Origin of the sequence: Streptomyces aurantiacus JA 4570 (assembly GCF_000414115.1) — a bacterium.
GTDB classification, from domain to species: domain Bacteria; phylum Actinomycetota; class Actinomycetes; order Streptomycetales; family Streptomycetaceae; genus Streptomyces; species Streptomyces aurantiacus_A.
This window is the reverse complement of record NZ_AOPZ01000124.1, coordinates 1-18,885: the sequence shown is the minus strand read 5'-3', so window position 1 is coordinate 18,885 and position 18,885 is coordinate 1. Positions and strand designations below refer to the sequence as shown.

Here is an 18,885-nt window from a genome sequence, read left to right as displayed (position 1 = left end):
GGTCGCGGGCCTCGCGCTGGCGATCGGCGGCGCGGCGGCGGCGCGCCCGCCGCTGCGGCCCGCGTCCGGCGACGAGCGGCGGCACGAGCTGTCCTTCGCTCAGCAGCGACTGTGGTTCTTGGACCGGCTGCAGGAGGCAGAGGCCGCCGGCATGTACAACGTGCCAATCGCCATCCGGCTCTCGCAGGCGGGCGACGAGCCCGCCCTGCGCGCCGCGCTCGCCGACGTGAGCGCGCGGCACGAGGTGCTGCGCACCGTGTACGCGGAGCAGGACGGGGTCGCCGTCCAGCGGGTCCTGGACCCGCAGCCGGACCTGCCGGTCACGGTCGTGACCGTCGCGGCCGGCGATCTGGACGAGGCGCTCGCGGACCAGGCGGACACCAGGATCGACCTGACCGGGCCGCCGCTGCGCTGTGTGCTGTACGAGGTGGACAACGGTGAGCACGTGCTGCTCCTGGTGATCCATCACATCGCCTTCGACGGCGCATCGATCACACCGCTGGTGCGCGACCTGTGCGCCGCCTACGCGGCGCGGATCGAGGGGCACGCCCCCGACTGGAGCCCGCTGCCCGTGCAGTACCGGGACTACGGCGTGTGGCAGCGCGACCTGCTGGGAGACGCCGACGATCCGGACAGTGTGGCCGCACAGCAGCTCGAGTACTGGCGCCGGGCGCTGGAAGGCTCCCCGGAGGCCCTGGACATCGCGACCGACTACCTGCCCCCCGCGGTGCCCCGCTACGAGGGCGAGGAGCTGGCGTTCGAGATCCCGGCGCAGCTGCACCGGGACCTGACCCGCCTCGCGGCCGATCTGGACGCCAGCCTGTTCATGGTGATCCAGGCCGCCTTCGCGACGCTGCTCACCCGGCTCGGCGCCGGCACCGACATCCCGCTGGGCACCTCCGTGGCGGGCCGGGACGACGAGGCGCTGGAGGACCTGATCGGGTTCTTCGTCAACACCCTGGTGCTGCGGACCGACACCAGCGGCGATCCGACGTTCGCCGACCTGGTGCACCGGGTGCGGGAGACGGATCTGGCCGCGTACGCCCACCAGGATCTGCCGTTCGAGCACCTGGTCGAGGCGCTCAACCCGAACCGGTCGGCGACCCGGCAGCCGCTGTTCCAGTACCGGCTGACGATGACGAGCCGGCAGGACACCGGCGCGCAGGCGGCCGCCCTGTTCGGGTCGATCACACCGGTGCCGCTGCGCCGGGCCAAGTTCGACCTGATGCTGCTGCTCGACGAGTGCTTCGTCGACGGCGAACCGAGCTCGATGACCGGTGTCCTGGAGTACCGCACCGAGCTGTTTGCCCGCAGCACGGCCCAGCGCACCGTCGACCGGTTCCTGGCCCTGCTGAGCGCGGCGGTCGCCGACCCGCAGGCGCGGGTGAGCCGGCTGGACGTGCTGCCCGCCGCGGAGCGGGCACGCCTGGGTGAGCTGGGCGCAGGACCGGTCACCGCGGAGCGCTACGAAGGCGTGGTGGCCCGGGTCCGGGCACACGCCGCGGCCCGTCCCGACGCCGTCGCGGTGTCCGCCCCGGACGGCGTCACCACGTACGCCCAACTGGTCGGCCGCGCCAGCGCGCTGTCGCGGCGGCTGACCGGCGGCGAGCGGGTGGCGGTGCTGGCCGGCCCCGGCGCCGGGCACATCGCCGCCGTGCTGGGCGTCCTCGGCGCGGGCCGGGTGTACGTGCCGCTGGACGTCACCGCGGGTGCGGGCGCTCTCGCCGGCGTCCTGCGGGACAGCGGGGCGGACCAGCTGATCGTCGACGAGACCCACCGCGCTCTGGCCGACGAGCTGATCGCCGAGGCCGCGGAGCAGTACGGCCTACGGGTCGAGCCGGTGGCGCTGGACGCCGGGGTGGACCCGGCGGCTGCTCTCGCACCCGACACGGACGCCCCGGACGCGCCCGCCTATGTGGTCCTCACCTCCGCCGCCACCGGCCCCAGGGCGGTCACGGTCGCCCGCGCGGGCCTGGTCAACCAGCTGCTGGCCAAGGCCGAGGTACTGGGCCTGACCCCGCAGGACCGGCTCCTGCACCACGCGCCGGTCATCGTCGACCGCTCGGTGTGGCAGCTGCTTGCGCCGCTGCTGTCCGGCGGCACGGTGCAGGTGGCGGACCGGGACGCGGCCCGCGAGCCGCACGCCCTGTTCGAGGCCGTGCGGGACGGAGAGGTCACCGTGCTCGAGGTCGTCCCCGGCCTGCTGTCGGCCGCGCTCGACCGGTGGGACAGCGAGGGCACCGCGGTGGATCCCGGCCGGCTGCGCCGGCTGACGGTCGCCGGCGAGGCGGTGGGCTCGGACCTGTGCAACCGCTGGCTGGCCAGGTTCCCGCAGATACCGATCGTGAACTGCTACGGGCCGGCCGAGTGCGCCGGCGACGTCACGCACGCCGTGATCAGCGCACCGCTGGCGGCGGGCCGGCGGGTGCCGGTCGGCAGGCCGCTGCGCAACACGACCCTGCACGTGCTCGGCGCCGACCTGCGCCCGGTTCCCGGGGGCGTGCCCGGTGACCTGTACGTGAGCGGCGCCGGCGTGGGCCACCTGGGCTCGGCCGCGCCCGCCGCGACCGCGTTCGTGGCCGATCCGGCCGCGTCGGACGGCGGCCGCATGTACCGCACCGGCGATGTCGTGCGCTGGGGCGCGGACGGCGAGCTGGAGTTCCTGGGCAGGCGCGAGGAGCAGGCCAAGGTCAGGGGATTCCGGATCGATCTTGGCGAAGTCGAGGCCGCGCTGCGGGCGCTGCCCTACGTCAGCCAGGCCGCGGCGCGCGTGGACGGGCAGGACGATGCCGCCTGGCTGTCCGCCCACGTCGTGCCCGTCCCGGGCACGCAGGTGCCGGACACCGCCGTCCTGGGCTCCGATCTCTCCGCGGTGCTGCCCGACTACATGCTGCCGTCGGCGGTGCTGGTCCTGGACGAGCTGCCGCTGACGGCCGCCGGCACGGTGGACCGCGCGGCGCTGGCGTCGATCGAGCCGGGCACGTCCACGCCGGGCCGTGAGCCGCGTACCGCGGCGGAGCGCCTGGTGTGCACCGTGTTCGCGGACGTGCTCGGCCATGGGCCCGTGGGGGTCGACGACGACTTCTTCGAGCTGGGCGGGCACTCGCTGCTCGCGATCTTCGCGCTGGGCCGGGTGCGCGCCGAGCTGGGCGTCGAGCTGCCGGTGCGCGCGCTGTTCGAGGCGCGCACCCCGGCCGCGCTGGCCGCGATGCTGCCGCAGGCGGAGCAGGCGGACCGGCCACCGCTGCGGCCCGCCGGCCCGCTCGCCGAGGGCGAGCACTGGCCGCTGTCGTTCGCGCAGCGCAGGCTGTGGTTCCTCAACCACATGGCCGAGGGCGGCACCGGCACCTACAACGTGCCCATCGCGATGCGCTATGCGGGCGTGCCGGACGTGGCGGCGTTCGAGGCGGCGCTCGGTGATGTCGTGGCCCGCCACCAGGTGCTGCACACGGTCTTCCCCCAGGACGCCGACGGCGTGCCGCACCAGGAGCCCCGGGCGGACTTCCGGCCGCGGCTGCGGGTCGTGGACGTGCCCGGCGCGGATCTCGCGGCCGAGCTGGCACGCGAGGTGGACCGCGGCTTCGACCTGGAGACCGAGTGCCCGGTGCGGGCCCACCTCTACCGGCTGGACGACGGCGAGTCGGTGTCGTTGCTGGTGTTCCACCACATCGCGGTGGACGGGGTGTCGACCGGCCCGCTGCTGCGGCAGTTCGCCGAGGCGTACGCCGCGCGGCTGGCGGGCCGGGCGCCCGGCTGGGCGCCGCAGGCCCTGCAGTACACGGACTTCGCGGTGTGGCAGCGCGATCTGTTCGGCTCCGAGCGGGACGTCGAGGGGCCGCTGTCGGAGCAGTTGGCCGAATGGCGCGAGGTGCTCGCCGGCCTGCCGGACGAACTGGAACTGCCGCGCGACTTCGTCCGGCCCGCCGTCAGCAGCCACACCGGCGAAACGGTCCGCTTCGCCCTGGACGCCGACCTGCACCGGGCGCTGGCCCAGCTGGCCCAGGAGCACAACAGCACCCTGTTCATGGTCGTCCAGGCCGCCGTCGCCGCCCTGCTCACCAAACTGGGGGCCGGCACGGACATCCCGCTGGGCAGCACGGTCACCGGCCGCGACGACGAGGGCCTGCACGACATGGTCGGGTTCTTCGTGAACACGCTCGTGCTGCGCACCGACACCAGCGGCGACCCCAGCTTCGTGGACCTGCTGGGCCGGGTCCGGGAGTTCGACCTGGCCGCGTACGCCCGCCAGGACGTGCCGTTCGAGTACCTCGTGGAGGACCTCAACCCGGTCCGGTCGCTGGCCCGCCATCCGCTGTTCCAGGTGCTGGTGCAGTTCACCGCGGACGACGGCACGCCGCCGCTGGCGCTCGCGGGCCTGGACTGCCGCGAGGAGCCGCTGTACAACATGCGGCCCAAGGCCGACCTTGCCTTCGACCTGCTGGAGCGGCGGGCCGAGGGCGCGCCGGACGGGATCCTCGGTGCTCTGGTGTTCAGCTCGGATCTGTTCACCCGGGCCTCGGCCGAGCGGCTGGGCGAGCGGCTGATCCGGCTGCTGCGCGCGGTCGCCGAACGGCCGCACGAGCCGCTGAGCGCGGTGACGGTGCTCGCACCGGGTGAGCTCGAGCGCATCGTGGTGCACCGCAACGACACCGCGGTGGCCGTGCCGCAGGCCCTGGTGCCGGGCCTGTTCGCCGAGTCGGTGCGCCGGGCCCCGGACCGCGTCGCCCTGCGCTGCGGTGCCCGCGCGCTCACCTACCGGGAGCTGGATGAGCGGGTCGGCCGGCTGGCGGCCGCGCTCCTGGCGCGGGGCGCAGCACCGGACACGGTGATCGGCATCGCGCTGCCGCGCGTGCCGGAGCTGGTGGTCGCCGCGCTCGCGGTGGCCCGCGCCGGAGCGGCGTACCTGCCCCTGGACCCCGACCATCCGGGCGACCGCATCCGCTACATGCTCAAGGACGCGGGGCCGCTGCTGGTGATCACCGACGCGGCGACCTCGGCCGGGCTGCCGGACACGGACGTGCCGCGCCTGCTGGTGGACGAGCCGGCCGGGGCGGACGAGGCCGCGGGGCCGGCTCCCGCGGAGCCGGCCGGGCTGCTGCCCGGCCACGCGGCGTACGTGATCTACACGTCCGGCTCGACCGGCCGCCCCAAGGGCGTCACCGTGCCGCACGGCGCCCTGCGCAATCTCCTGGCCGACATGCGCGGCAGGCTGGCCCTGGCGGAGGAGGAGCGCTTCCTTGCGACCACCACGTTCGGTTTCGACATCGCCAACCTGGAGCTGTTCGCCCCGCTGTTCGCGGGCGGCGAGCTCGTGCTCGCGGACCGGGCGGCGGTGCGCGACGCGCAGGCCCTCGCGGCGTTGATCGCGGCTGAGCGGATCGATGTCATGCAGGCGACGCCGAGTCTGTGGCGGGCGCTGCTGGACGCGGACGCCGCCGCGCTGCGCGGACTACGGGTGCTCACGGGCGGGGAGGCGATCGACGAGGCCCTGGCGGCGGATCTGGCCGCGGCGGCCGGCTCGGTGCTCAACGTCTACGGCCCGACCGAGACCACGATCTGGTCCACGTCGTGCGCGGTGGACCCCGAGCGGGCCGGGGCGCCCGCGATCGGCCTGCCGATCGCGAACACCCGCGCGTACGTGCTGGATTCCATGCTGCGTCCGGTGCCGGACCGGGTGCTGGGCGAGCTGTACCTCGCCGGCGACGGGCTGGCGCGCGGCTACCACGGCCGGCCCGCTCTGACCGCGGACCGCTTCGTGGCCGACCCCTTCGGCCCGGCGGGCGAGCGGATGTACCGCACCGGCGACCTGGTCCGCTGGGGCCACGACGGCCGGCTCGAGTACGTCGGCCGCATCGACCACCAGGTCAAGATCCGCGGCTTCCGGATCGAGCTCGGCGAGGTCGAGGCCGCGCTGCGGGCGCTTCCCGGGGTCCAGGACGCCCTGGTGCGCGTCGACGGCGAACGGGCGCGGCTGCTGGGCTACGTGGTGCCCGATGCGGGTGCCGAACCGGTGCCGGAACAGCTGCGCGCGCAGCTCGCCGCATGGCTGCCGGACTATCTGCGACCGTCCGCGCTGGCCGTGCTGGACGCGTGGCCGCTGACCCCCAACGGCAAGGTGGACCGGGCGGCGCTGCCGACGCCGGACGCGGCGGTCCGCGACCGGCGCCCGCCGGGGACCGTGGCGGAGGAACTGCTGTGCGGCGCGTTCGCGGATGTGCTCGGCCTGGACGAGGTCGGCGTGCTGGACGACTTCTTCGACGTCGGCGGGCACTCGCTGCTCGCCCCCGGGCTGATCGGCCGCGCCGTGGCGGCGGGCCTGCGTCTGGACATCGCCGACCTGTTCACCCATCGCACGGTCGCGGGACTGGCCGCGCTCGCGGACGAGCGGCAGTCGGCGGAGCAGGCCGCGGCCTGGCGCGGCGAGGCGATGAGCCGCGTCATCGAGGGGGCCGGGGAACTCGATCCGGTCGCCCCGGTGCTGCCGATCCGGCCGGACGGCGACCGTGCCCCGCTGTTCTTCGTGCACAGCGGCGTCGGGTTCGCACTGCCCTATGTCGGCCTGGCCCAGCACCTGGAGCCGGGGCACCCGGTCTACGGCCTGCAGTCGCCCGCGCTGTCCGGTGCGGCGCAACTGCCCCAGAGCATGGGCGAGCTGGCCGAGGAGTATCTCGCCCGCATCCGGGAGATCCAGCCCGAGGGCCCCTACCACCTGCTGGGCTGGTCGTTCGGCGGCCTGGTGGTGCAGGAGCTCGCCGCCCGGCTGCGGCGGTCGGGGGAACGGGTCGCGCTGCTGATGAATCTGGACGGCTACCCCGAGCCCGACCGGGCGGCGGCGCGGCAGTCGGAGTCCGACATGCTGGTGAACGTCCTTGAGGTGCTCGGGCACGACCGGGCCCGGTTCGAAGAACGCACCCTGACCCCGCACGACGTGCTGGACGAGCTGCGCGGGGAGAAGCATCCGCTGCTGGCGCTCGGCGAGGACACAGTGCTGCGGATCATGGCGCTGTCCGACCGGCACGGGGCGCTGCTGCGGCAGTTCGAGCCGCAGCACTACGACGGCGAGCTGCACCTGGTGATCGCCACCGCCGAGCGCACCGAGGCGGAGCGGGCGGCCCTGGCCGACCGCTGGCGGCCCCATGTCGCGCAGCTCACCGAACACGCCGTGGACGTGGGGCACGAGCACCTCATGCACCCGGCTCCGCAGGCCTGGCTCGCCGCCGTGGTCAACCGGCTGTTGAAGGACGCCTCGCAGCCGCAGAGGAAGGGTGGTGCGGGATGACCACGCAAGTGGCGGGAGTCGGGGCAGGTGCGCTGGCCTCGGCCCTGATCGAGATCGAGACGGTGGCGGCCCGGCGGCTGCGCAGACTGCGCCGCGCGCCCGGCGGGCTGGTCGGGATCATCATGAACCCGATCATCGTGCTGGTGGCGTTCGGCTATCTGCTCGGCGCGTCGGTGGAGGTGCCCGGCGGCTCCGACTACAGCGAGTACATCTTCGCGGGAGGGCTGATGCAGGTGGGTCTGGCCGGCATCACGCCCACGGCGATGGCCGTCGCGCTGGATCTGCGCAGCGGTCTGGTGGACCGGCTGCGCTCGCTGCCGATCTCCAAGGCCACCGTGCTGATCGGCCACTCGATCGGCGACCTGGTGACGGGGCTGTTCGGCATGGCGGTGGTCACCGTCGTCGGCCTGGCCCTGGGCTGGCGTCCGCACGGCGATCCGCTGTCGGTGCTCGCGGGGTTCGCGGTGGCGGCAGCGTTCGTGTACGCGATGGTGTGGGTCGGCATCATGCTCGGGCTGCTCTGGCGCAATCCGGAGACGATCAGTTCGATCGGCGGTCTCATCGCGGTGCTGTTCTCGTTCCTGTCCACCGGTTTCATCTCTTCGGAGAAGATGCCCGCGCTGGTGCGCCCGATCGCCGAGTGGAACCCGGTCAGTGCCGTGGTCACGGTGGTGCGTCAGCTGTGGGACAACCCGCAGCACGTCTCCGGGTTCGCCGCCACCCACTCCGTCCTGGTCGCCGTGCTGTCGCTGACGGCCGTCCTGCTGGTCGCCGGTGCGATCAGCATGCGGCGCTACCGGGCCGACGCGCACTGAAGGACCATCCGAGACCTCTGGAGCCGAGAGAGACATCATGACGGTGCAACCCGCCCGCGCACACGACGGCCTGCGCTTCCCCGACCTGGCCGACCCACGCACGTTCATCGACACCGACCTGCCGGCGCTGTGGCGCGAGCTGCGTGCCGCCTCGCCGGTCCACTGGAACCCGCCCGCGGAGGACCGGCCCGGATTCTGGGCCGTATCGCGCTACGAGGACGTGCTGGCGGTCTACAAGGACAACAAGCGCTTCACCTCGGAGCAGGGCAACGTGCTGTCGACCCTGCTGCAGGGAGGCGACTCCGCGGGCGGCAAGATGCTCGCCGTCACGGACGGCGTGCGCCACCGCGAGACCCGCAAGCTGATGCAGAAGTCCTTCTCGCCGCGCGTCCTCGAGCACGTCGGCCAGCTGGTGCGCAGGCGTACCCGGCAGCTGATCGCAGAGGTGGTGGCGCGGCCGGAGGCGGACTTCGCCACCGATGTCGCGGACCACATCCCGATCAACACGATCGGCGACCTGATGGACATCCCGGTCGCCGACCGCGGGAAACTGGTCGACTGGAACAACCGCACCTTGTCCCGTTACGACGAGGGCGACTCCCAGCTGGACGAGTGGCTGGCGCGCAACGAAATCCTGCTCTACTTCGGCGAGCTGGCCCGCCGGCGCCGCGAGTCGCCGGGGGACGACGTGGTCAGCGCGCTGGCCACCGGTCTGGTCGACGGCGAGCCGCTGTCCGAGGACGAGATCATCTTCAACTGCTACAGCCTGGTGCTCGGTGCGGACGAATCCAGCCGGATGTCCTCGATCGGCGCGCTGATCGCGTTCATCGAGCACCCCGACCAGTGGCGGGCTCTGAAGAACGGTGAGGTGAGCATCGCCGACGCCACCGAGGAGGTGCTGCGCTGGACGACGCCTGCCATGCATTTCGGCCGCCGCGCCGTCGAGGACGTGGTGCTGCGCGATGAGCTGATCCGTGCCGGCGACGTGGTGACCCTGTGGAACAGCGCGGCGAACTTCGACGAGGACGCCTTCCCGGACGCGCACCGGTTCGACCTCGGCCGCAAGCCCAACCGGCACGTCGCCTTCGGCCACGGCCCGCACTTCTGCATCGGCGCGTTCCTGGGCCGCGCGCATGTGTCGGCGGTGCTGGAGGCGTTGCGCGACCAGGTGGCCGGCATCGAACTCCGCGGCGAGCCGCGGCGACTCTATTCGAACTTCGTCTACGGCTACCAAGGGCTGCCGGTCGCCCTGACCGCCGAACGGTGAAACCGCGTACAGCGCGTACAGAGCGCGTACAGGAGGAGTGGGGACATGAGCGGCAATCCTTTTGATGACGACAACGGCGCTTTCCTGGTGCTGGTCAATGCGGAGGAGCAGTACTCCCTGTGGCCGGCGTTCGCGGAGGTCCCGGACGGCTGGAGGGTGGCGCTGGGGCAGAGCCCGCGGGCCGAGGCCCTGGCCTATGTGGAGCAGCACTGGAGCGACATGCGGCCCACATCGCTGCGGGATCGTGTGGCCCGGCCGTGACGTGCGCCATCAGGGCCGAGGGCCTGGCACGGAGCTATGGCGGGATGACCGCGCTCGCCGGCATCGACCTCGATGTGGCTGCGGGCACGGTGCTGGGCCTGCTCGGTCCCAACGGGGCCGGCAAGACGACCGCCGTGCGCGTGCTGTCCACGCTCCTGAGGCCGAGCGGCGGCCGGGCCGAAGTGGCGGGGTTCGACGTGGCCCGCCAGCCCGCGCTGGTGCGCAGCCGGATCGGTCTTGCCGGGCAGTACGCGGCGGTCGACGAACTGCTCACCGGCCGGGAGAACCTGGTGATGTTCGGCCGGCTGCTGCACCTGAGCCGGCGGGGTGCGCGCCGGCGCGCGGACGAGCTGCTGCGCAGGTTCGAGCTGACCGGGGCCGCCGACCGCCCGGCGGGCACCTACTCCGGCGGCATGCGCAGGCGGCTCGACCTGGCCAGTTGCCTGATCGGGTCCCCTCAGGTGCTCTTTTTGGACGAGCCGACGGTCGGGCTCGACCCGGCCAGCCGGATCGTTCTGTGGAACACCGTGCGCGGCCTGGTGCAGGACGGCATGACCGTCCTGCTCACCACCCAGTACCTGGACGAGGCGGACTGGCTGGCCGACGACATCGTCGTGATCGAGTCGGGCCGGATCATCGCGGCCGGCACGCCGGAGGAGCTCAAGCGCAAGGTCGGTGAGGACCGCCTCGAGGTGCAGCTGGTCGCCTCGGCCAGGGCCGAGGAGGCCGCCGGTGCCGCCGACCTCGCGGTGTCCGTGCTCACCGCGATCGCCCAGGCGCCGCCCACCGTGGACAAGGAGACCGGGCGGGTCTCGGTGCAGCTGACCGACGGCGCCCAGGGGGTCGGTGCGGCCGCGATCGCGCTGCGTGAAGCGGGCGTGGACGTCGCGGACTTCGTCCTGCGCCGGCCGACGCTGGACGACGTGTTCCTGAACCTCGTCGGCCGCTCCGCCGACAACGGGTGAGGCCGTCGGCCCCGTGCCGCGGCCGGGCCCGGCCTGCGCGTTTTCAGATCTTTCATTCCCTTTTCTGTTGCCTCATCACATCTGATCGAGGCGAACCATCAAGACACTCGGAGGATGTGCCGTGAGCGATGTGAGCAGTGTGCGGGTACGTGAGGACATGTACGCGGGGTGGCTGAGCGCAGCCGTGTACAGCGCCGCGCAGTTGCGCCTGGCCGACCATGTGGCCGACGGGGTGCGCGGCATCGACGAGTTGGCCGAGCGGACCGGGACGCACCCCGAGTCGCTCTACCGGCTGATGCGCGCGCTGGCCGGCGCCGGATACTTCCGTGAGGAGGGCGACCGGCAGTTCGGCACGACCCCGGTGGCCGAGTTTCTGCGCTCCGACAACGCGGACTCGGTCAAGGACCTGGTGCTGTTCTACGGCCGGGAGGTCTACCGCGCCTACGGGGCCCTGTCCGAGGCCGTGCGCACCGGCGAGCGTGCGTTCGACATCGAGTACGGCATGCCGCTGTGGGACTACTTGGACACGGTGGAGGACACCGGCAACGCCTTCCGCAAGGGAATGGGCGCGGCCACCTGGAGCGAGCAGCTGCCGCTGCCCCGCACGTACTCCTTCGCCGGCGTCGACACCGTGGTCGACGTCGGGGGCGGCACCGGCTCGATGCTCGCCGCCGTGCTGCACGAGCATCCCGGGATGAAGGGCGTGCTCGTGGAGATCTCCGCCGGGATCGACCACACCATGCGGCACTTCAAGGAGGCGGGCGTCGAGGACCGGGTCGAACTGCGCGAGGGCAGCGCCTTCGACGAACTCCCCGAGGGCGACGCCTACTTGATCAGCTGCGTGCTGCACGCGATGGACGACGAGCAGAGCATCAAGGTGCTGCGGCGGATGCGGGATGCGATCAGGCCCGGCGGCCGGGTGGTCATCCTGGAACGGATCGTGCCCGCGGGCAACGAGCCGGGCCTGGCCCGGATGCTGGACCTCACCATGATGCTGATGAACGGCGGCAAGGAGCGGACCGAGCAGGAGTGGCGGACGCTGTTCTCCGCGAGCGGCTTCCGGTTCAACAAGGCGGTGGCCATGCCGTACTTCAGCGGCGGCGCGGAGCTCTACGCCATCGAGGGCGTGCCCGTCGAGGAGTGAGCCGCCCGCACCACCGGTGACAGCGCACCCCCCGGAGCGTCCGCGTGCGGGCGCTCCGGGGGGTGCGGCGCGAAGGGGCCGCCGCCCGTGCGGCGGTGCCCGGCACGAACGGCTGACACAGGGCTGACGCGCGGCTGACGCGCAGGCAGGGGCGTTCCACCGGGTGGAAGGTAGGGGTAGCCCCATGTTCCGGAGTGCAAGGCGTCGTTAGAGTAGCGATCCGCATCGGGATTTCAGGCTATGACCTGCGCATACGTGAAATTCCGGCGGATTCACCACCGGACGTCCCGGCACCTTCGCACATATGCCGGGAAGCGGGGCGGGGCCGTTCGCCGGCACCAGCGTGTTCGAGCTCATTCGCCCTTCCACGCGTACCGCGGCCGACTCGAACCAACGGAAGACCCTGAGAAACAGGAGGCATTGATGAGTTCGAGGCGAGAGCCGCCCAGGACCGACGAGCTGCTGCGCTTACAGGACGTCCACAAGGTGTACGGGCGGTCGCGCAACAACGTGGCGGCACTGGCAGGGGTGTCGCTCGGCTTCAGGCGCCACTCGTTCACCGCGGTGATGGGTCCTTCCGGCTCCGGCAAGAGCACCTTCCTGCACTGCGCCGCCCTGCTGGACCGGCCGACGTCCGGCAGCGTGCTCCTGGACGGCCAGGACCTGACGGCGATGCGCGAGCGGTCGCTGACCAAGCTGCGCAGGAACCGGATCGGGTTCATCTTCCAGAGCTTCAACCTGCTGCCCGCGCTGACCGTGGTGGACAACGTGACGCTGCCGCTGCGGCTGGCGGGCAAGCGGCCCAACCGCAGGCTGGTGGCGGAGGTCATCGAGCGCACCGGCCTGACCGAGCGCCGCAAGCACCGCCCGGGCGAGCTCTCCGGTGGTCAGCAGCAGCGCGTGGCGATCGCCCGCGCCCTGGTCACCCAGCCCGACCTGCTGTTCGGGGACGAGCCGACCGGCGCCCTCGACACCGAGACCTCGCTGGAGATCCTGGGACTGCTGCGCGAGGCGGTGGACTCCGGTGAGCAGACCGCGGTGATGGTGACGCACGACCCGGTGGCCGCCTCCCACGCGGACCGCGTGGTGTTCCTGGTGGACGGCCGCGTCAAGGCCGAGCTGGAGCGGCCCACCGTCCAGCAGGTGGCGAGCCACATGACCCAGCTCGGTGCGTGGGCCCGGTCGCAGCGGCCCGTGGGCGCGGATCGGGGGCTGTAGTGCTGCGCCTAGCGCTCAAGACCTTGCGGTTCCGCAAGGGCGGCTTCCTGGCGTCGCTGATCGCGCTGTTCGTCGGCGCCGTCGTCGTCCAGGGCTGCGGCAGTCTGCTGGAGACCGGCATCCGGGCCAACGTCAAGGCCGAGCGGCTGGCCGGGGCGCCCGTCGTGGTGACCGGCGGCCAGGACTATCCCGGCAACCCGGTCGGCAACGACGACGATCCGTTGACCGAGCGGGTGCTGCTGGACGAGAAGCTGGTGGACGCCGTGGCCAAGGTGCCCGGTGTGGCCAAGGCGGTGCCGGACGTGTCGGTGCCGATCACCGCACTGGCCGGCCGGCCGGCCGAAGCGTTCGGGCACAGCTGGTCCAGCGCGGCGCTCTCGCCGTACAAGCTGGTGGCAGGCGCCAAGCCGGCCGCGTCCGGTGACGTGGTGGTGGACCGTGCCACCGCGAAGAAGACCGGAGTGCGGCCGGGCGCACGGCTGAAGGCGTCGGTGCGCGGCGTCCCGCACGTCTTCCGCGTCAGCGGCATCGCCGAGAGCCGCCACACCACCCGGGCCGCGCTGCTGTTCACCGACGCCGAGGCCACCCGGCTCTACGACCGGCCCGGGAAGATCGACGACATCGGGGTGCTCGCCACCGCGGGCACCGACCCGGCGCGGCTCGCCGACGCCGTCGGTGACGCCGTCTCCGACCACGGTGCCCAGGCGCTCCACGGCAACGACCGGGGCGTCGCCGAGTTCCCGGCCGCGATCAGCGGCAAGCAGAACCTGATTCCGGTCTCGGGCGCCTTCGGCGGCCTGTCCACCATGGTCGCGATCTTCGTGGTGGGCAGCACCGTGGGCATGCTGGTGCAGCAGCGCCGCCGGGAGATGGCGCTGCTGCGCACGACCGGGGTCACGCCGGGCCAGCTGCGCCGCATGGTGATGGCGGAGACGGCGCTGGCGGCGGTGGTCGCGGGCGGCCTGTCCATCGTCCCGGGGCAGGCGTTCGGCCGCTTCATGTACGACGTCCTGGTCGACGAGGACCTGATCCCCAGGGAGATGATCTTCAGTCAGGGCTTGATCCCGCGGCTCGCCGGGTTCGGCGCCACGCTGTTCGCGGCGCTGGCCGCGGCGTTCATCGCCTCCCGCCGGGTGTCGAGGGTCCGGCCGACCGAGGCGATGGCGGAGGCCACGCTGCAGACCCGCTGGGTCAGCCCGATCCGCATGATCCTGGCGTTCTTGTTCCTCGGCGGTGCGAGCGCGCTGGCGATCGTGACGGCGACGGTGATGAGCGGGCCGACCGCGGCAAGCACGTCCGCGCCGGCCGCGATGCTGTGGGCCGTGGGGATCGCCCTGGTGTCCCCGGCCCTGTGCCGCTGGCTCGCGGCGCTGCTGCGGTGGCCGGTCGGCTGGTTCACGGGCCTTTCGGGCCAGCTGGCGATGCTGAACGCGTCCGTGCGCCGGGTCCGCCTTGCCTCGGCGGTCACCCCGATCATGCTGGCGACCGGCCTGGCCACGGCGCTGATCTACCTGCAGACCAGTCAGGACGACGCCAGCAACCGGGTGTTCGCCAAGAACCTGAAGGCGGACGCGATTGTCGCCACGCAGGACGGCGCGCTCCCGCCCTCGCTGGTGGACACCCTCTCCCGGCTGCCGCAGGTCGAGGGGGCATCCGCGTCGGCAGCCAGCGAAGGAAGCCTGGAGACCGTGCTGGAGCCGGGCAAGAACGACAACGGCACCAAGACGGAGCCCAAGGTCAGGCCGAACAAGATCGACCTGCAGGGAGTCACGGGGTCCGGCGCACGGCAGACCATGGCGCACCGTGCGGTGCAGGGCGACTTCGGGAAACTGACCGGGAACAGCATCGTGCTGCCCGACCACATACTGCGCGACCAGGACAAGAAGGTCGGCGACCGGGTACGGCTGCGCTGGGGCAACGGCGAGGCGAGCTCGATGACGGTGGTCGGGACGTTCGACCCGCCGCGCGGGTTCGACTACGCGATGGTGCCCGCGGCCGCGCTGCTGCCCCACACCACGGACGGCAAACTGTCCCAGATCCTGGTGAAGGCCAAGCCGGGGGTGTCGTCCCAGGACCTGAGGGCGGCGCTGCAGAAGCAGACCGGCGAGGTGCCCGGAGCCTTCGTCGCCAACCGCTCCGAAGCGAAAGCGGCGCACGCAGAGAGCGACAAGAGCGGCCGGGTGGCGAGCTACCTGCTGGCCGCCGTGGTGGTCGGCTATGCGGTGATCGCGCTGGTCAACGCCCTGATCGTGGCGACCGCCGAGCGGCGCAGCGAGTTCGCGCTGCAGCGGCTGATCGGCTCCACCGGCCGCCAGGTGCTGTGGATGATGTCCGTCGAGGCCCTGGTGACCGCGCTGGTCGGGATCGTGCTCGGCACCGGCGTCGCCGCCGGCTCACTGATCCCCTTCGGAGTGGCCCTGGACGGGAATGTGCTGCCCAGCGGGCCCGGATGGGTCTACATGACGATCGTCGCGTCCGCGGTGGCGCTGACGTTCGTGTCGATCCTGCTTCCCACGACGCTCGCGCTGCGCGCGAAACCCGTGGAGGCCACAGTCGCTCCCTGACCACGGCAGGCAGGGCCCCCCGCCCGGCCTGCCCCCTACGGCGGCCCCCGGAACTTCCCGGAGGCCGCGGCACCGCCTCGCGGCGGCAGGCAATCCCCCGCCCTGCCGCCGCGAGGCCCTTGCTCAAGAAGCGCGTGGACTGTCCAGTAACACCATGCGTGAGGGGACTTCCGGCGATCCGTCGGTCAAGTCGCCCAGCCACGATCGGTAGCTCGGAAAGGAGCGTGCGTACTGGTGGTAGTAACGGCGGATCATCTCCACCAGGCGGCGTGCGATGCCGCTGCTCATGGCGTCCTTGTGCCACACCAGCGTCAGTTCCGTGTACTGGGTGTCGGCCAGGGGCACGACGCGCACGTCGGACGTGGCGCCGGTGAGCGGGGTGAGGGCGGCTGCGCCCATCTGCCGCACCCAGCTCATGGCCTCGTGATATCCCCCTGCGTAATGGCAGACGCGGCGATCGCGCTGGCCCATGCCGTTGAGCAGGTAGCGCTCCACGGGAGAGAACCAGTGGCTCCGGGCATAGCCGATCCAGGACAGGCCGTCCAACTGCGCGGCCTCCAGGACACTGTGGCCGGCCAGGGGGTGCCGTGCGGGCAGCGCCACCCAGACCGGATCGCGAACGATCATGGCCTGGGAGAGATCGCCGTCGGAGAGCTCGACCGGGACGACCGAGCCCATGCTCGACACCAACGCGGCGTCGAGTGTGCGGCGTTGCACCGTGGCGACGGCGTCCGCCGAGAGAATGGTCTCCGTGCGCACGTCGACTTTGGGAAACAGTGCACGCAGTGCCCCGCGCAGGGTCGGCGGCGTCCATTCCTCGATGCCGAACCTCAGGGTGCCGGACGTGTCCACGGCCGCCTCGGCGATGATGGCATCGGCCTGTTCCGCCAGCACCGCGAGCATGGGAATGACACGTTCTCCGAGCGGTGTGGGACTCACGCCGCTCGGCGAACGGATGAACAGGCTTCCGCCTACAGCTTTTTCGATTCTGCGCAATTGAGCCGATAGGCTCGGTTGCGGAATCCCGACTTCCATCGCCGCTTTCGACAGACTCCCTGTCGTGTGGATGCTTTCAACGATCCTGGCATGCCGAACCTCTATCTCCACGCCCCGTACCTTCCTCATGGTGGCCGTCATGCTGATGCAGAGACAAGCGACGCGCTGACCAGCGCCTCCCGGCGCGGGCAGCGGCGGCATCCACCGGATCGGGGGTGGGCGGGGTCTGTTCGGCGACCATGACTGAAGGGCGCGGCTCACCGTCACTGCACCCCCCGTGCAATACGCCGTACGCTCCTCAAGAGACCCGCACAATGATAATAACGATGCTTCTCTTTTCAAGAGCGTCGCGTTCGCAAAGAAGCGGCCAAGTGCGGCCCGTCCCGGCAAGGTTGCTGGTCAGCGCAGCGACCACCGCGTCGACCGGAAAAAAACGGCTGCGGCGGAGACAGCCGCCCGGATCGGTGACCCGCGAGGAAGCTCAGCCGGTGCCGTCCGCCGGGGGCGTCACACGGCGCGGCATGCGCGGCCGCCCTGACGACTGCTGATGGGGCATCAACTCCGCGACGCCGAAACGGTCCTGTTCCCGCGGGGAGACCTCCGGTGACCCTGCCCCGCGTCGCCCGGTTCCCCGTCCCGCCGGGACTTTCATCGACGGCTGAAAGTTCTGTCCCGGCACGCTCCGCGCGCCTACGCTCGGCTTGCGAATCCACGTGGATCCATGCGTATTTCGCGGTATGGGAATTCATGGATCGATAGCCGCGTGGCCGCACGATTCGGATATACGTCCGCACAGTGCGGAATTCTGTAGGTTCACTGCCCATGACCCGTGGAACTTCCAGGTTCCACACCGCGGAGTGTCTTCATGCCCGTTGAACACACGATGATGGAGCTGTTCCGGCAGCAGGCCGCCCGGTGGCCGGACCGCCCCGCGCTGGTCGGTGACGGAGGGCGTCTGACGTATGCGGAGCTGGACCGCGCGACCTTGCGCATCGCGCAGGTGCTCGCCGCCCATGGAGCGACGACGGACGAACCGGTGGCGGTGGTGGCCGCACGCGGGACCGGACAGCTGGTCGCGCTGCTGGGCGTGCTGCGCTCCGGCGCACCGTATGTCTGCCTGGACGTGGGGCAGCCCGACAGCAGGCTGACGGGGCAGCTGGCGGATTCCGGTGCCCGCATCCTGCTCACCGACCAGGCGCAGCCGGGATTCACGGGGACGACGATCCCACTCGACGAGCTGCCGCCGGCACCGGCGGGCGACCCCCGGCCCGCCGGGCCGGCGGATCTCGCCTGTCTCGTGTACACATCGGGGTCGACGGGTGCCCCCAAGGGCGTGGCGGTGACCCACGGCGCCCTCACCAACTACGCGCTCCACATGGTGTCGCTGCTGGACTGCGCGGACCAGCCACGGACGTTCGCCAGCGTGACGAGCCTGGCCACCGATCTCGGGAACACCGCGGTGTTCCCGGCGCTGGTCTCCGGCGGCTGCGTCCATCTCGTCCCGGCCGCGGTGGTTCTCGATCCGGTGAGCTTCGCGCACTACTGCCGCACCGAGGCCCTGGACTACCTGAAGATCACGCCGTCGCACCTCACGGCACTGCTGAGCTTCGGGGACGCCGGTGTGCTGCCGCGCGAGGCGCTGTTGCTCGGCGGGGAGGCACTGCCCTGGGAACTCGTCGACACGGTCCGCTCCCGGGGCCGGTGCCGCGTCATCAACCACTACGGGCCGAGCGAGACCACGATCGGTTCGCTCACCTACGAGGTGGGGCCGGCCGAGGCGGCGCGGCGTCAAGGAGCGACGGTGCCCATCGGCCACCCCATCCGCGCCACGCAGATCCAAGTGGTCGATGACCGGCTCGAGCCGGTCCCGGACGGCGCGACGGGCGAGCTGCTGATCTCGGGCGCCGGGCTGGCACGGGGGTACTGGCGCTCGCCGGAGCAGAGCGGGGAACGCTTCGCTGTCCTGGCGGACGGGACACGGGCCTACCGGACGGGCGATCGGGTGCGCCGCTGCGGTGACGGGGCGGTGGAATTCCTGGGGCGGCTCGACCAGCAGCTCAAGATCCGTGGTCACCGCGTGGAGCCGGCCGAGGTCGAGGCCGCGCTGTGCCTGCATCCGGCGGTGGCCCAGGCCGGGGTCGCGCCGGTCCGCGACGGCATGGGACAGCAGGTCCTGGCCGCTTTCGTGGTGCCGGCGAGCGCGGTCGTGCCGGACGTTCGGGACCTGCGCGGGCATCTCGGTGGGCTGCTGCCGCCGCACATGGTGCCGGTGAGTGTGGAGCTGGTCTCCGCGCTGCCCTTCACGCTGAGCGGCAAACTCGACCGCGGCGCCCTGGCGCGCCGCGCCCACGGCGCGGGGGCGACGGCCGGCGGCTC

10 protein-coding genes are annotated in these 18,885 nt (G+C 72.1%); 9 read left to right on the top strand and 1 reads right to left on the bottom strand.

What is annotated here, in order from left to right:
• Window positions 1-16 precede the first annotated feature (16 nt).
• The 8 genes from STRAU_RS14545 to STRAU_RS14510 all read left to right on the top strand — a co-directional run bounded on the left by STRAU_RS14545 (window position 17) and on the right by STRAU_RS14510 (window position 15,513).
• Window positions 17-7,279 carry a non-ribosomal peptide synthetase gene (locus STRAU_RS14545; protein WP_310592244.1) on the top strand — a complete coding sequence of 2,421 codons (7,263 nt, stop codon included), beginning with the start codon at window positions 17-19 and terminating at the stop codon, window positions 7,277-7,279.
• Window positions 7,276-8,094: an ABC transporter permease gene (locus tag STRAU_RS14540; RefSeq protein WP_052029090.1), complete on the top strand. Its 819-nt coding sequence runs from the start codon at window positions 7,276-7,278 to the stop codon at window positions 8,092-8,094. The genes STRAU_RS14545 and STRAU_RS14540 overlap by 4 nt, the downstream gene beginning before the upstream one ends.
• Before the next feature lie 37 nt (window positions 8,095-8,131).
• The gene (locus tag STRAU_RS14535; RefSeq protein ID WP_016641081.1) at window positions 8,132-9,361 is read left to right on the top strand and encodes a cytochrome P450; all 1,230 of its coding nucleotides are present in this window, start codon (window positions 8,132-8,134) and stop codon (window positions 9,359-9,361) included.
• 45 nt (window positions 9,362-9,406) lie between these two features.
• Entirely contained in the window at window positions 9,407-9,622 is a 216-nt protein-coding gene (locus STRAU_RS14530) for an MbtH family protein (protein ID WP_016641080.1), read from the top strand.
• A gap of 44 nt (window positions 9,623-9,666) precedes the next feature.
• Window positions 9,667-10,587 (top strand): ATP-binding cassette domain-containing protein, encoded by a 921-nt coding sequence (locus STRAU_RS14525; protein ID WP_016641079.1) that lies wholly within the window; start codon window positions 9,667-9,669, stop codon window positions 10,585-10,587.
• Window positions 10,588-10,708: 121 nt separating this feature from the next.
• A complete protein-coding gene (locus STRAU_RS14520) occupies window positions 10,709-11,731 on the top strand; it encodes a methyltransferase (protein WP_016641078.1) in 1,023 nt (340 codons plus the stop codon).
• A gap of 423 nt (window positions 11,732-12,154) precedes the next feature.
• Window positions 12,155-12,949 carry an ABC transporter ATP-binding protein gene (locus STRAU_RS14515; RefSeq protein ID WP_016641077.1) on the top strand — a complete coding sequence of 265 codons (795 nt, stop codon included), beginning with the start codon at window positions 12,155-12,157 and terminating at the stop codon, window positions 12,947-12,949.
• Window positions 12,949-15,513 carry an ABC transporter permease gene (locus STRAU_RS14510; protein ID WP_037659424.1) on the top strand — a complete coding sequence of 855 codons (2,565 nt, stop codon included), beginning with the start codon at window positions 12,949-12,951 and terminating at the stop codon, window positions 15,511-15,513. The genes STRAU_RS14515 and STRAU_RS14510 overlap by 1 nt, the downstream gene beginning before the upstream one ends.
• A gap of 123 nt (window positions 15,514-15,636) precedes the next feature.
• Here STRAU_RS14510 and STRAU_RS14505 read toward each other — a convergent pair whose 3' ends face one another.
• Window positions 15,637-16,620, bottom strand: a complete 984-nt coding sequence (locus STRAU_RS14505; RefSeq protein ID WP_078621210.1) for a LysR family transcriptional regulator — start codon at window positions 16,618-16,620, stop codon at window positions 15,637-15,639.
• 754 nt (window positions 16,621-17,374) lie between these two features.
• Between STRAU_RS14505 and STRAU_RS14500 the strand changes: the two genes are divergently transcribed.
• Window positions 17,375-18,885, top strand: a 1,511-nt coding sequence (locus STRAU_RS14500) for an amino acid adenylation domain-containing protein (RefSeq protein ID WP_158692073.1), incomplete at its 3' end; no start/stop codon positions are given.

What these genes read in the sequence shown, in the direction of transcription:
- STRAU_RS14535 (WP_016641081.1), top strand. Translation starts at nt 8,132, where the DNA reads ATGACGGTGCAACCCGCCCGCGCACACGACGGCCTGCGCTTCCCCGAC.
- STRAU_RS14540 (WP_052029090.1), top strand. Translation starts at nt 7,276, where the DNA reads ATGACCACGCAAGTGGCGGGAGTCGGGGCAGGTGCGCTGGCCTCGGCC.
- STRAU_RS14525 (WP_016641079.1), top strand. Translation starts at nt 9,667, where the DNA reads ATGACCGCGCTCGCCGGCATCGACCTCGATGTGGCTGCGGGCACGGTG.
- STRAU_RS14515 (WP_016641077.1), top strand. Translation starts at nt 12,155, where the DNA reads ATGAGTTCGAGGCGAGAGCCGCCCAGGACCGACGAGCTGCTGCGCTTA.
- STRAU_RS14530 (WP_016641080.1), top strand. Translation starts at nt 9,407, where the DNA reads ATGAGCGGCAATCCTTTTGATGACGACAACGGCGCTTTCCTGGTGCTG.